At 41.2% G+C, this 14,656-nt stretch carries 16 protein-coding genes; 15 read left to right on the forward strand and 1 reads right to left on the reverse strand.

Annotated elements, in window-relative coordinates:
• The first annotated feature begins 85 nt into the window (after positions 1–85).
• From FKV42_RS01195 to FKV42_RS01205, 3 genes are all read left to right on the forward strand, one after another.
• Positions 86–469, forward strand: coding sequence for a translation initiation factor IF-5A (locus FKV42_RS01195; RefSeq protein ID WP_154808413.1), 384 nt, complete (start codon positions 86–88; stop codon positions 467–469).
• A gap of 41 nt (positions 470–510) precedes the next feature.
• Positions 511–1,380, forward strand: coding sequence for an agmatinase (gene speB, locus FKV42_RS01200; RefSeq protein ID WP_154808414.1), 870 nt, complete (start codon positions 511–513; stop codon positions 1,378–1,380).
• A 67-nt stretch (positions 1,381–1,447) separates the two neighbouring features.
• The gene (locus FKV42_RS01205) at positions 1,448–1,972 is read left to right on the forward strand and encodes a GNAT family N-acetyltransferase (RefSeq protein ID WP_154808415.1); all 525 of its coding nucleotides are present in this window, start codon (positions 1,448–1,450) and stop codon (positions 1,970–1,972) included.
• A gap of 58 nt (positions 1,973–2,030) precedes the next feature.
• On the opposite strand, the gene FKV42_RS01210 is transcribed toward FKV42_RS01205, so the two are convergent.
• A complete protein-coding gene (locus tag FKV42_RS01210) occupies positions 2,031–2,852 on the reverse strand; it encodes a hypothetical protein (RefSeq protein WP_154808416.1) in 822 nt (273 codons plus the stop codon).
• A 204-nt stretch (positions 2,853–3,056) separates the two neighbouring features.
• Here FKV42_RS01210 and FKV42_RS01215 point away from each other — a divergent pair, with 204 nt between their 5' ends.
• The 12 genes from FKV42_RS01215 (at position 3,057) to FKV42_RS01275 (ending at position 14,555) form a co-directional block, all read left to right on the forward strand.
• The gene (locus tag FKV42_RS01215) at positions 3,057–3,710 is read left to right on the forward strand and encodes an HVO_0476 family zinc finger protein (RefSeq protein ID WP_154808417.1); all 654 of its coding nucleotides are present in this window, start codon (positions 3,057–3,059) and stop codon (positions 3,708–3,710) included.
• A complete protein-coding gene (locus tag FKV42_RS01220) occupies positions 3,677–4,336 on the forward strand; it encodes a protein-L-isoaspartate O-methyltransferase (protein WP_154808418.1) in 660 nt (219 codons plus the stop codon). The genes FKV42_RS01215 and FKV42_RS01220 overlap by 34 nt, the downstream gene beginning before the upstream one ends.
• Positions 4,337–4,435: 99 nt before the next feature.
• Positions 4,436–8,074 carry a hydantoinase B/oxoprolinase family protein gene (locus FKV42_RS01225; protein WP_154808610.1) on the forward strand — a complete coding sequence of 1,213 codons (3,639 nt, stop codon included), beginning with the start codon at positions 4,436–4,438 and terminating at the stop codon, positions 8,072–8,074.
• Positions 8,075–8,144: 70 nt separating this feature from the next.
• Positions 8,145–8,603 carry a bifunctional nuclease family protein gene (locus FKV42_RS01230; RefSeq protein WP_154808419.1) on the forward strand — a complete coding sequence of 153 codons (459 nt, stop codon included), beginning with the start codon at positions 8,145–8,147 and terminating at the stop codon, positions 8,601–8,603.
• Between the two features lie 88 nt (positions 8,604–8,691).
• On the forward strand, positions 8,692–9,399 hold the full coding sequence (locus tag FKV42_RS01235) for a DUF1614 domain-containing protein (RefSeq protein ID WP_154808420.1): 708 nt from the start codon (positions 8,692–8,694) through the stop codon (positions 9,397–9,399).
• 238 nt (positions 9,400–9,637) lie between these two features.
• On the forward strand, positions 9,638–10,294 hold the full coding sequence (locus tag FKV42_RS01240; RefSeq protein WP_154808421.1) for a hypothetical protein: 657 nt from the start codon (positions 9,638–9,640) through the stop codon (positions 10,292–10,294).
• A 566-nt stretch (positions 10,295–10,860) separates the two neighbouring features.
• A complete protein-coding gene (locus FKV42_RS01250; protein WP_154808422.1) occupies positions 10,861–11,268 on the forward strand; it encodes a hypothetical protein in 408 nt (135 codons plus the stop codon).
• Positions 11,269–11,428: 160 nt separating this feature from the next.
• Complete coding sequence (locus FKV42_RS01255; RefSeq protein WP_154808423.1) at positions 11,429–11,851, forward strand: hypothetical protein; 423 nt, start codon at positions 11,429–11,431, stop codon at positions 11,849–11,851.
• A 153-nt stretch (positions 11,852–12,004) separates the two neighbouring features.
• A complete protein-coding gene (gene hisF / locus FKV42_RS01260; protein ID WP_154808424.1) occupies positions 12,005–12,826 on the forward strand; it encodes an imidazole glycerol phosphate synthase subunit HisF in 822 nt (273 codons plus the stop codon).
• A 33-nt stretch (positions 12,827–12,859) separates the two neighbouring features.
• A complete protein-coding gene (locus FKV42_RS01265) occupies positions 12,860–13,147 on the forward strand; it encodes a MazG nucleotide pyrophosphohydrolase domain-containing protein (RefSeq protein WP_091710482.1) in 288 nt (95 codons plus the stop codon).
• A 125-nt stretch (positions 13,148–13,272) separates the two neighbouring features.
• Complete coding sequence (locus FKV42_RS01270; protein WP_154808425.1) at positions 13,273–14,256, forward strand: DUF7490 domain-containing protein; 984 nt, start codon at positions 13,273–13,275, stop codon at positions 14,254–14,256.
• On the forward strand, positions 14,253–14,555 hold the full coding sequence (locus FKV42_RS01275) for a hypothetical protein (RefSeq protein ID WP_154808426.1): 303 nt from the start codon (positions 14,253–14,255) through the stop codon (positions 14,553–14,555). The genes FKV42_RS01270 and FKV42_RS01275 overlap by 4 nt, the downstream gene beginning before the upstream one ends.
• Positions 14,556–14,656: the final 101 nt, after the last annotated feature.

Below are 14,656 nucleotides of genomic sequence, written 5' to 3' on the forward strand. Positions count from 1 at the left end.
GTTAAGTTCATATATAGCATTAGGAGTTATACCCTTTAGACGTTTTAAGCTCATAAATAATTATTACGATTATGGAGGATTTTAAGTGAAAATACAAGTTGAAGTTAAAGAACTTAAAGAAGGCAAGTACGTCATTGTAGACGACGAGGCCTGCGTCATCAAGAGCATATCCAAGTCCAAACCAGGTAAGCACGGTTCAGCAAAGGCAAGAATCGATGTAATCGGACTTTTTGACAACCAGAAGAGATCAATTGTAGGTCCGGTATCTGACAAGATCTATGTCCCAGTCGTCGAGAGAAAGAACGCACAGGTACTTTCAATTGCAGGAGATATTGCACAGCTCATGGACATGGGCGACTTCTCAACATTTGAAATGAAGGTCCCTGATGAGTACAAGGACAGAGTCGTTGAGGGTGAAGAAGTTTCATATCTCACCGCAATGGGCAAGATGAAGTTCGATCTCAGATGATCGAACCCTAACTTTTCTTATCTTTTTTTATTACTAAATTTATGTTTTACAAACCTGATATGATGGATGCCTTTGCCGACTATGAGACTGCAAGGTATGTTATATTCGGTGTCCCTTTTGATGCTACATCCTCATTCAGGCCAGGAAGTCGCTGGGCTCCTGATGCTATGAGAAAAGCTTCAGTGAACTTTGAAACCTATAACCAGTATTTTGACATTGATTTTGAAGACCTGCTCATCCATGATATCGGAAATCTTGAGCCTTATTCTTCTGTGGATGAAACGCTTGAGGACCTGTACCATGCAGTCAGGCCGATCCTAAAAGATGGAAAGATCCCAATCATGATGGGAGGAGAGCATTCCCTTACTTATCCATGTGTGAAGGCATGTGCAGAGGAAGCGGGAGAAGATATTGGCTTTGTCGTAATGGACGCACACTTTGACCTCCGTGAAGAGTACGGAGGCATCAGGAACAATCATGCATGCGTTTCCAGACACGTTCGCGATGACATCACAGACAATTATGTGACAATAGGTGTTCGCAGCGGACCAAAGGAAGAATGGGTCTATGCCAGAGAGAACGGCATCAAATACTACACTGCAGATGATGTACGAGAAATGGGAATAAAAAAGGTTATTTCCGAAGTCAAAGAATATCTCGGTTGCAAGAAGATCTACCTGTCACTTGACATGGATGCAATTGACCCGGCATACGCTCCCGGTCTTGGCACACCTGAACCATTTGGACTTACTGATATCGATGTGCGTGAAATTATACGTGCTCTGGCACCAATTTCCGTTGGTTTTGATGTTATGGAAATCTCCCCGGAATATGATAACGGGATCAGCGCACTTCTGGGAACAAGGCTTCTCAGGGAATTTATTGCTGCTCACGCTGCAAGTGAGAGATAGAAACTGTAGTAAATAGGGCATTGGTTCCTGCCTGCACACTCATTTTTGATTAAATACCGGTGATCCTATGAAAATTTCAATAAGGAATACTGAAAAAGAGGATATCGAAGGAATATTGAGTGTTGAGCATGACTCATTCCATCCCAATATAGCTGAAAACGCTGACACTCTTCTGGAAAGAATCGAAGTATTTCCTAACGGATTTCTGGTCATGGAAATCAATGGAGAGATTGCAGGATATATTTCCTCTGAGCTCTGGGATTATTCTGAAAACATCGACACTGAAAAATTCGAACTTGGACACAGCATTACTGAAACTCACAGATATGACGGGAAAGAACTTTACATATCATCCATCGCAGTTTTGAAAATGTATCGTGGTAAAGGCTACGGAGATGCCCTTTTATCAGAGCTTATCAGCAATATCTGCAACAAATATGGGATATCAAGCATAATCCTCATGGTTTCTGTTAACTGGATAGCTGCAAAAAGAATCTATGAAAAGAATGGATTCCACGAAATTCAGGTAATAAATGGCTTTTTTGATGACGATGAGAGATCGGATTCAATTGTCATGAGAAAACAAATATGACTACAAAATTTAAGAGATGAGAAAAAACAATAACAGAAAGAAAGACAGGGTCTTCCTTTCATTCTGTAGTGATCTCCACAAGTTCAAGGACCTCGTCTCCTCCTACCACAGCTTCCTCTTTAAGAATACCAACACCACTTGCATAGTACTTATGTTCCTCAATTCCCGGTTCAAGAGGAGTCCACTCCTTAGTCTGGAGACAGTTATCGAATGAACCGTATTCAACCGTGACAGATGCATCAAGGCTCAGAACCTCAGCCATGTCCTCTGCTTCACCTTCATAGTATTCCTGCTGGTATACATCTCCAACCTGTGGGTCTGCCTCCATAAGAATTCCCGGTTCTGCACCATCGACACCTGCTTCCCAGGAGCCTTCCGTGCTCACCAGTTCACCGTCATCATACTCTTTTGATTCCTCACCGAAATACCAGACATTGCCTTCATTGTCATTGGCATACCAGTCGTATGTGTCCTCTACAAGTTCACCGTCTTCCCATTCTCTTTCCTGGATAACCATAGTAGTGACACCCATTATATATTTAGTCTGCTCGGTTACATATATTTCAACCCTGATATCCTCACCGTCAGATTCTCCTTCAAGAATGAATGTTTTGCCAACTTCAAGAGGGAAATATGGATTCTCGACAGGGTCTGTGAAATCTGCAGGATCAATTACAGAATCAGACTCCTCCATAGTCTCAGTCATATTTTCTTCCATTGCAGCATCTTCTTCTGTATCTGCCACGCGATCTGGTTCTTCTTCCACTATGGTGTCTTCAGATACTTCTTCCGGTGAAGAAGTATCAGTACATCCCGACATCATTACAAGCGCTACGCCTATCAGAAGCACCACTAGATTCCTAAGTAACTTGGTCTTCATTTAAATCCTCCCTTTATCTTTTCCAGATGGAAAAGCCTCTAAATAAAAATCAGGCTGGATTATATTAACAATTGTGGTACAGCTATCGAATATTAATACAAGAAAGACCGAGAAGATTTTCATTAAGCTTAATACAATATCATTTTGAGATAGCCAGTCACAGATAATTATTTACATCCTCCAGACAATGGCATCATAGAGAATATGAACGACGAAGTTGAAGTTGTATGTCCGGTATGCTCACCAAAAATAGCAGTACCGCATGATGTTTTAAAAGGAGGACAGAACCCTGTCGTCCAGTGTCAGGAATGTGAAAATGTCCATCCGACTAAAATTGAGAAGGTCAAAACGTTCAATGTCAAAGTAATAATCAGTAAAGGCGAGGAGTCTTTCACACAGACAACCATTCTTACATCTGAAGAAGACTTGATGGTAGAAGATGAGATAATTGTAGATGATGGAGAATCTGATGAAGTATTCCCAATACTTATAACCGCAATAGAATCCGGTGAAAAAAGACTCAAAAAAGCCAACGCGTCTGAGATAACTACCATATGGGGAAGAGCTATTGATGAGGTAGTTGTAAAAATTGCAGTGCATAAGGGCAGAAATACTGAAGCAATGCACAAAAGAGTGCCAGGTGGATATGAGTTTATTATCGGTCAGGAAGAAAAGGTCGATAAAACGAAGATCCGTATAAAAAAGATCAAGATACGGGACGGGAGCCTGGAATCTAAAACTGGCATTGCGATACCTGCTAAATTCATTAAAAGGATATTTGCAGAAGAAGTATTTAGAAAGAGCTGGGGAGAGGGGAAAACTCAATGGAGTATGAAAGGGAAAGGAAAAGGCTGGTAAATTCTCTGAAAGAGTACAATATATCTGAAAAAACACTTAAAGCAATGAATAAGGTGCCAAGGCACCTTTTCGTACCTTCTATCCAGATAGCGGAGGCCTATGTTGACCACCCCTTGCCCATAGGCTACGCACAAACAATATCTGCCCCGCACATGGTAGCCATGATGTGCGACCTTCTTGACCTTCATGAAGGACAGACAATACTTGAGATCGGTGCCGGATCGGGTTATAACGCCGCGGTAATGGCAGAGATCATGGGTAAAAAGGGAAACATCTATTCTATTGAAAGGCTTGAAAAGCTTGCTGTTTTTGCACAGGAAAATCTAAAAAATGCAGGTTATTCCAACGTTGAAATTTTATGTGCAGACGGTTCTCTGGGTCTTCCCGAACATGCACCCTACGACCGTATTTGTGTAACTGCATCTGCACCATGTACACCACTGCCTCTTATAGAGCAGCTAAAACCGGGAGGAATTATGGTTCTTCCTGAAGGTAAAAGATACCAGCGTCTCTACCTTATCAAAAAGGATATGAAAGGGAATATTATAAAAGAAGACCGAGGTGGCGTGATATTCGTACCTCTTGTAGGAGACCATGGTTTTAACATGCTTTGTGGTGACAGATAATATAATGCAGCGCCCATAGCAAAAATACTTTTATTGAGATGAGTTCATTTAGCGTAGCATATTTTATAATAATACAAATCGCTAATTGACGGAAATATGATGGCTTCTATCAACAAAAAATGGCAATTCTGGATAGACAGGGGTGGCACGTTCACTGATGTTGTTGCCCGAAAACCTGGCGGACAATTGGTTGCCCACAAACTGCTTTCAGTTGACCCTGAACATTATACCGATGCTGCAATGCATGGCATCAGAACTATTCTCGGCTTGGACTCTGAAGATGTACTCCCAACTGAAAACATAGCTTCCATCAAAATGGGAACCACCGTAGGAACAAACGCACTCCTTGAACGCAAAGGTGAGCCAACTGCGCTGATAATCACCAGAGGATTTAGGGATGCACTCAGAATTGGATACCAGAACCGACCTGACATATTTGCATTGAAGATCGAGCTTCCGGATTTGCTTTATGATGAAGTCATCGAAATAAATGAGCGATACAGTGCATCGGGTGAGGAGTTAGAAGCTGTTGATACTGAAAGTGCACGCCTGGAATTTGAGAGAATATACCAATCAGGAATACGCTCTGTTGCTATCGTACTCATGCACGCTTACCGGTATCCTGAACATGAGATTCAACTTCGTGAAATTGCAGAGGAAATTGGATTTACCCAGATCTCACTTTCACACAAGGTCAGCCCGCTGATGAAATTTATCAGCAGTGGTGAAACCACGGTCGTTGATGCGTATCTTTCCCCGGTGCTTAAAAGATATATCAATATGATAACTGCCACACTTGAAGCCGGTGGTAACAATACAAAACTCATGTTCATGCAGTCCAACGGGGGACTTGCGGAAGCAAGCCAGTTCCGGGGCAAGGACTGTATTCTTTCCGGACCTGCCGGTGGTATTGTAGGAGCTGTAGAAACTTCCGGAAAAGCAGGTTTTGACAAAATTGTCACTTTTGATATGGGTGGGACTTCCACAGATGTAGCTCACTATAACGGGGAATATGAGAGGAGTTTTGAGACTGAAATTGCCGGTGTTCATCTGCGCTCACCCATGCTTTATATTAATACTGTTGCAGCAGGCGGAGGTTCAATACTACATTTTGAAGCAGGAAGATTCAGAGTCGGACCGGATTCCGCAGGTTCTGAACCCGGACCTGCATGTTACAGGAAAGGCGGACCTCTCACTATCACAGACTGCAACCTGATGCTTGGCAAAATTGACCCGAAGCATTTCCCCCATGTATTCGGACATAATGCAGACATGCCACTTGATTTGGAGGTGGTCAAAGAGAAGTTTTCTGCTCTGGCACAGGAGGTTAGTGATTTCACCGGAGAGAAAAACAGTGCTGAACAGATTGCCGAAGGTTTCCTGAAAATAGCAATCGAAAACATGGCAAATGCCATCAAGAAAATATCCATCCAGCGTGGCTATGATACAAAGGAATACGCTCTTTGCTGTTTCGGAGGAGCAGGGGCACAACACGCTTGTGGTGTTGCAGATGCACTTGGAATTAGCAGGATATTGATACATCCTCTGGCAGGCGTCCTTTCGGCTTATGGAATGGGACTTGCAGACCAGAGAATTATGAAAGAACAGGCTGTTGAGAAAAAACTTGAAAGCAGCCTTATTGAAGAGCTGCAAGATGTTGTTGCTGAACTTGAAAGAACCGGCAGAGAAGAAATGAAAATGCAAGGAGTTGCAGATGAAAAGATCAACGCACTGCACAAGGTTCATGTCAAGTACAAGGAGGCAGGAACTTCCATTATTGTTGATTTTGGTACTGAAACTGAGATTAAAACTGCTTTTGAGAATGAGCATAAAAGCCGTTTTGGTTTTGTGATGGAGAACAAGGAGCTATTCATAGAAGCTGTATCTACTGAAATAATAGGTTCCGGAGAAAAAATGCAGGAAGGTTCTCTTTCTGACAGTTCAGTTTCAAGAAAAGAAGAAAATACCAGGCTTCCTGAAACTACAATGTACACATGTGGAGAGTTCCACAAAACACCTGTTTTCAGGAGAGAAGAACTAAAATTTGGCGGAGATGGAGTTCCCGGACCGGCTATAATTGTTGAAACTAACACAACTGTAATAATTGAACCGGGATGGAAAGCAGAACTCAGAAAAGATCAGGAATTAGTGCTTGAAAGGGTTGTTCCTTTGCCAAAGAGGGAATCTATAGGAACTGAGGCTGATCCAGTGATGCTTGAGATATTCAATAACAGGTTCATGTCCATTGCACAACAGATGGGTTATACTCTCCAGAATACTGCTTATTCGGTCAATATCAAGGAGAGACTTGATTTTTCATGTGCGGTTTTCAACTGGGACGGAGACCTGATAGCCAATGCACCTCACATACCTGTGCATCTCGGCTCCATGGGAGAGAGTGTAAAGGCAATTACCAGGAAGTTTCCTGATATGGAAGAAGGAGATGTTTTCATGCTGAACTCTCCGTTTGAGGGTGGAACACATCTGCCGGATATTACGGTTATAACTCCTGTATTCCATGATGAAAATGTTGAGTTCTATGTAGCTTCAAGGGGACATCATGCTGATATTGGCGGAATTACTCCTGGATCGATTCCGCCGGAGAGCAGGCACATCGATGAGGAAGGTGTGATTACCGGAGGACAGCATATTGTCGCTAACGGGAAGTTCCTTGAAAATGAGGTTGCAGAGTGGCTTAATTCAGGCAAATATCCTGCACGAAATCCATTCCAGAATATTGCTGACCTGAAAGCACAGGTGGCTGCAAATGAGAAAGGTGTCAGGGAACTATTGAAACTTGTTGAGCACTTTTCAATGGAGACTGTACAGGCATACATGCAGCATGTGATGGATAATGCTGAGGAATCTGTCAGAAGAGTTATTGAGGTTTTGAAAGATGGGGAATACTTACTTTCCTTTGATGACGGAACTGTCGTGTGTGTTAAAGTGAGAATTGACCATGAGAAGCGGGAAGCTCATATTGACTTTAGCGGCACTTCAGAGCAGCATTCTGGAAATCTGAATGCTCCTGTTGCTGTTTGTAAGGCGGCTGTACTCTATGTATTCAGGTCGCTTGTTGATAAGGATATTCCGCTTAATGAAGGCTGTATGAGACCGCTCAGGATAACTATTCCTGAAGGCAGCATTCTGAATCCTGAATATCCTGCGGCTGTAGTGGCTGGAAATGTCGAAACGTCGCAGTATATCGTTGATTCTCTTTTCGGTGCGCTGGGAGTTATGGCAGGCTCGCAGGGGACCATGAACAATTTTACTTTTGGAGATGAGCAGTTCCAGTATTATGAAACCATATGCGGGGGGTCTGGTGCAGGAGAAGGATTTAATGGGACAAGTGCTGTGCAGACTCATATGACAAACTCCAGAATTACTGACCCGGAGGTTCTGGAATGGAGATTCCCGGTGCGGCTTGAGGAATTCTCTATTCGTGAAGGCAGTGGTGGTGAGGGTGAATATCATGGAGGAGATGGTGTTGTCAGGAAGATAAGGTTCCTGAAACCTATGAGAGCTGCTATTATTTCCAGTCACAGGAAGTTTGCACCACGGGGTTTGAATGGTGGAGAGGACGGGGAGACTGGTAGAAATTACGTTATCATAGCCGTAAATTCACAGATCGATGAGCTTGGTGGCAGGGGTATTACAGAGATGGACGAGGATGATGTTTTTGTAATTGAAACACCCGGAGCAGGTGGGTTTGGCCTGAGAGTGAAAAGAAAGAGTTAAGTAAGGATACTTATTAAACATCTGTGGATACAGAGATAAACTGCGAAAAGGGAAGGCTGTTGTTAATAATATGGAAACTGGAAGCGACATTAAGGAAGTCACCGTAAAGGGCGTTTATATGATCAATATCTTTGGCAGAGCTGTGCCTGCGGTGATGCTTGAGGATAAGGATGGAATGATAATGCCGATACATATTGGACAGACTGAGGCTTTGTCTATCAGTTCGGTGCTGAAGAATGAGACTATGCCAAGGCCGATGACACATGATCTTATAATTTCCATACTTTCACGGCTTGAAGCTGAGGTTGAAAGGATTCTCATAGATGAGAAGAAAGACAATATCTATTATGCCAGAATGACCTTGAAAAAGGATGGCAACAGCATGGAATTTGATGCAAGGCCTAGTGATTGTATCGCAATTGCTCTTCGTAACAATGCTCCTATTATGATCAGTGAAGAAGTGTTCAATGGTGATGCTATCAGTAAGGAGAATTTCACAGGTTCAAAGGCAATCACAGGATTTGCCTGATTCGCCTGCTGATTTTCCTGCTAATTCACCTGAGATTTACACATGAAGACCCAAAAAAGTATATACTGATAATTAGCACACTATTTCTATGAGGCATCGGATATTCTATAATCCTTTTAAGTTTGTTTTCACTATTATATTGGCCTTTGTGCTGGCGTTTAGTATTTCTGTGCTGTTTTACGGGCTGGTCAGCAGCGCTTTCAGCAAAATAGGATTTTCATGGAACGATGCTCTTATCCTGCTTCTTGCATCTCTTATTGGAAGTAGTATCAATATCCCTCTTAAAACCATTGAAACTAAAGTCCCGATCGAGAATAGCAAGTATGTGAAGATTTTTGGAGTTTCATACAGGGTTCCTTTCAAGGAAACTCACAAAACCAGGACAACAATAGCTATCAACGTAGGCGGTGCACTGATACCAACTATTGTTTCTGTCTACCTGCTTGGACTTTTCCCGGGTTCTGCAATCGAAGTACTCTACGCAACCCTGATGGTGGCCATTATCACAAAAGCAGTTGCAAGACCTGTCAGAGGTGTGGGAATTGTTTCCCCTGCACTCCTCCCACCTATCGCTGCTGCCATGAGTTCCATTCTGGTTGTCTCCATCACCGGTATCCAGCATGACCTCATCTTCGCAGTAGCCTACATCAGCGGCACCCTGGGAACCCTGATAGGAGCCGACCTGCTGAACATGCGCGCGATAACGAAGCTGGGCGCGCCTGTTGTTAGTATTGGTGGCGCGGGGACTTTCGATGGAGTTTTCCTGGCAGGGGTTATTGCGGTGTTGTTGGTTTGAAGATGAAAATCAATAACATACTTATATTCCAGCTTTCTGCAGATCCCTAAAAAGTATACTCAAAGAATCACTTTCCTCCTACAAGCTTGTTTGAGTTAATTCACCGAAACAACAAGTAAACTTGTTAAGATAGTCACTCTAATACTTCCGGCATAGATATATTACATCGGGCCAACACACTTATATTATAACCCACATATCCATCATTAAAGACAACTTAACTTGACTTGGTGAAAAAATGAGTGTATTTGACAGTGGAATGCAATTTTCAGAGCAGGATGTTGTTGAAAAGGCTATTTCCATTCTTTACAATAGAAAAGGCATCGAAAAAGCATTTTTGATTACTGAATATGATAGGAAAGAGATCATCGGGCTTGAGGAAAAAGATGAGCAGAATAGTTCATGTTGTTTTGGTAAAAAGAACAACGTAGGAATGAAACAGGCTCTTGGCTCAGACTTATTGATATCTTATATCACAAATAGGGATTATGAATGGCCTGAAAATAACCTGAAAATTGTCCACCGGGGAGAAGTTATAGGAGAAGATGTTACTGATGCCGCTGAAATTGAAAGGCTGAAAAAGTCCGGCAAATATCGGATATTTGGAAACATAGTCATCGATCGTAAGAAATTCAAAAATGTTAAGTATTCCTTTAGCGCTCCGATGATAGTTATCGATGCTAAACCATGCCCAGAAGTCGAAAAACTGGCATTTGTTTCTGAAGCTATGATAGCATCACCATCGAAATTGACTGATGAATATATTAAATCAAAACTGGGTATCAAGAATAAGGACCATATAGGAAGTTTCCTTGTGGGATTGAATTTCGGACCCTACAAAAATTCCCTGTGTAGCCTTGAAAGCGATGCTTGCAGTGATCTTATACAATCCTAGCTCAGAAAATGTTTCTAAAGCCTTCTGCTGACGACTCCAACGGATAAATGCGTTTTGTTCTCTTGAACAGCTTAAAGAATCTCTGATAAATAAAGCTAAAGCAAAGGAGATTTCAAACAACCACCAGCTCATTCATCACATCATCATGCACCATTGGGTGAAGTGCTTTTTCAGAAACAACATCAACTGGAACACCTAAAATTACTCTGAGATAATCAGAAAGACCCACAAGGTCAAAGGTGTGGCTCCACTTTCAAATCTCACAAGCACATCAACATCGCTCCCACTATGTTGCTCTCCACGGACTTAGGAACTAAAGATCCCGATTACTTCAGCTTTGAACTGAGTTTTGATTTCGGAATTAATTTCTCGAATTGTACTTGTGATGTTGTCTTTATCCATTAACGTCCACTATTTCTTGTATTACTCTTTAGTGAGTTATATTATGAAATGTCTTAATTGCCAACATGGCAATTAAATTTAAATAATACAGTAATTATCTTTATTTGTGGTTACATGTTAACTGACACCTACATGGACAGTAAAATTTGAATTATGGAGCAAAAATGAACCTCAAACCACTATATTATCTGATAATACTGCTGATTATTCTATCCTTTTTTCCAGAAGTAGAACCTTTCTACACGATCACTAATGCGGATCAATATACACAAGAAATTAATATCAGTATTTCAAGTTACAATGATGAATATTCATGGCAGGAATATTACGAACTTGAGCCAGGAGAAACAATAGAGGTTAAAAAACCTCTCAGTCTTGTAATTAAATGGCTTAATCCATTTAGAAAAGAAAATACATTCCACTCAGTATCGGAATACACATATATCGTAACTTCAGGAGAATATGAATATTCCACGGATTTTGAACCAGGAATTTCAACCGGTATATCGTTAGAACTGCATAATAAAAGTATAGAGTTTCCAATAAAGATAATTGAAGTAAAATTTAGATGATAATAAACATTTTTGGAAATCTTTAACTCACTTTTCTTTCCAGAATCAAATAAGGATAACATGACAACAGATTAATTAAATTTTAGTATGACATTAAAATACAAGGTATATGGACTTTTAGCATTAAATCTGAGTTTTCACTCACATATGAGGTGATAAATTGGACCGGAAGGAGAAAAAAATTGCTATTTTGTTTATTATTCTTCTTTTATTAAAAACCAGCTTTTTGTTTTTCCCATCAATCGAACCATTTTACACAATTACCAACACTGACCAATATGCACACGAAGTTACCACAAGCATTTCCAGTGAAAATGGAGAGTATTCATGGCAGAGATACTACGAAATAGGACCAGGAGATACAATAGAGGTTAAAAAACCCCTCAGACTTGTAGTTAAATGGGTCAACCCTTTTAGAGAAGCAGATATATTTTATTCGTCATCTGACTACGATTATTTTATAGCATCTAAAGGAAAAGAGCACTATATACACACTCAACCTGCAATTTCAACCTGTATGTTTTTTGAACTGCATACCGAAAGTGAAGAGTTTGAAATAGAGCATGTTGGAACACACCACTAATCACATGAAAAATACTTTTTTATGCATACTCTTTTTTGAATTCAACAATAAGAAGTATTAAATAAAAACTCGATATCTTCTTATTAAATACAGCATCTGCCATCAGCATGGCAGAAACAAATAATCAAATGCAGTGAAAGGGACAAGTCATACATGCTTACAAAAAGGATCATACCATGTCTTGACGTTACGCTTGATGAGGAAGGCGGAACCGTTGTCAAGGGAATAGAATTCGTAGACCTGAGAAAAGCAGGAGACCCTGTGGAACTTGCCAAGAGATATAATGAACAGGGAGCCGATGAGCTTGTATTTCTTGATATCACCGCATCCCATGAAGGTAGAGGAACAATGGTTAAGGTCATCGAAAGGACTGCAAATGAAGTTTTCATTCCACTTACAGTAGGCGGCGGAATAAACTCCATCGAGGACATACGCCAGATTCTCAGGGCAGGCGCTGACAAGGTATCCATTAACACAGCAGCCGTAAAGAATCCAGACCTCATTAAAGAATCATCCGATATATTCGGAGCACAGTGCATTGTTACAGCAATCGACTGCAGACGCAACCTTGATGTTGAAAATAATCCTAACAAGACCATCCTTGAGCTTGAGGACGGGACACCTGCATGGTATGAAGTGGTAATCTATGGCGGCAGGCAGCCAACAGGAATCGATGCTGTCCAGTGGGCAAAGAAGGTGGAGGAACTTGGTTCCGGAGAAATTCTCCTTACCAGTATGGACAAGGATGGGACATATGATGGTTTTGACATCCCGATCACAAGAAAGCTTTCAGAGGAGCTTGAAATCCCTATCATCGCATCCGGTGGAGTTGGCAATCCTGAGCACATGTACGAAGGTTTTACAAAAGGAAAAGCCGACGCAGCACTTGCAGCAAGCATATTCCACTTCGGCGAATATACTGTAAATGATGTGAAAGAGTATCTGAAGGAAAAGAATATCCCTGTAAGGCTCTAAAATATTCCAGCTAAATTTTCAGGAGGCTAAGACATGGAAATCTCCGAGTTCCAGAAACGTATGTACGACCTTTACGCACACAACGACAGGAGAAGAGGTGCAGCCGCAACAACGCTCTGGCTTGTGGAAGAAATAGGCGAACTTGCAGAAGCTATCCGCAGGGAAGATATGGAGAATATCAGGGAAGAGCTTGCAGACTGTTTTGCATGGATAGGAGCGCTGGCAAACCTATATGATATTGACCTTGAAGCTGCGTTTCTGGAAAAATATCCAGATCATTGCCCTACATGCAAGCAAAATCCGTGCATCTGTACGGATTAAATTTTAAATTTTAATTAAACTTTTAGTTCAAATTCCACATTACACTTTTTTCACTAAATTTGTGTATATATAAAGTATTTAACAATGTATAAATAGTATCCTCACCTCTATTTATCGGGGATATAATGATACAGAAACGTTCAATTTATTCTTTCCTCATACTGCTTATTGTTCTGGTTTCGGCAACATCCAGCGGATGTTTGCGTGACTTCGATGAACAGGAAAGCTCTTATTTGGGGATAAGGGACGTTGAGCTCTCGGCAGATAGTGTGAAAAGCACTTATGTCTGGCTCAATGTAACCACTTATGTAGAGAACATGGGTGCTGACAGCGACAGTAATGCAACCGTTGTCCTGAAAGTATTCAACAAAAATACCGGACTTCTTGAGAAGAAACAGGAAGAAAGGATAGGACCAATAGAACAATGGGAAACTAAGGCTGTCAGCCAGAGCATCAGTCTTCTGAAAAGTGAGGATTATCGCATCAGTACAAGCATAATGGATGATGGAAAACTGAGTTTTGAGAGAAAAATGACACTTTCAGGACTCGATACTCTTCAGAGCGACATGCAGGATACCGGCATCCAAATAGAAACTATTGATTTCCTGGTGCGTGAAACAAGCTCCAAGGGAGTGGTAATTCAGAATGATATTTACCTCAAGAATGAAGGACTTGAAACTTCTGAGGATTATCGCATACTCATCAAGGCAAGGGAAATGGATGCGCGCCTTGTTGCAGATAAGGAATGGACAAGCTCCGGTGAGATAGAACCCGAAGAAACTGCCATCAGAAGTGTGAATTTAACGGTACCTGACGGCTATAACTATGTTGTAGAGATCAGTGTATGGGATGGAAACACCATCGTCAAGACAGACGAGGATTATGTACAGCTTAACCCGGAAAAAGTGATTGACAGGGACCAGCTTGTGCAGAATAAAAATATCAATACAGCCGACTTCCTGATGGAGCTAGATGAAGAGGACTACAACTGGGAATATGATGATGTTACCGAAGATACTGTAGAAGAAGAAACACCAGGATTTACGTGTTCGTTTGCAGTAATTGGTTTTATCGCAGCACTATACATCGTGAGGAGGAGATTGCAATGAGTGAGGATAATGAAAATGTGGAACTGAAGGAAGAGAGGGAAAGCTTTGTTCCTAAAACAGCAAAAAAGGAGAAAAAAGAAAAAACAGCTGAAGAACATTTCAGGAATGGTATGCTTGCACTGGTAGGCATCATAATCGCCCTTGCAACACTTCAGTTGTATTTCTCAGTTAGCGAAATTATCAGCACATGGTTTGAATACCAGTACAGACCGATATTCAGATCACTGTATTATCTGTTTGTTGTCCTCGCCGGAATTTTTGTGCTGAATAAGTTCTTCCTGAAAAAGGAAAAGAAATAATTTCTTTTCCTCTCCTTTTTATATTATCCTCAGTTTTCCGCTACTTCTACCCTCATTTATTGGTTAATTAAATTCAGCAACAGTTCCTTATTCATTTAAAA

Source organism: Methanolobus vulcani, assembly GCF_006546655.1.
GTDB classification, from domain to species: Archaea; Halobacteriota; Methanosarcinia; order Methanosarcinales; family Methanosarcinaceae; genus Methanolobus; species Methanolobus vulcani_A.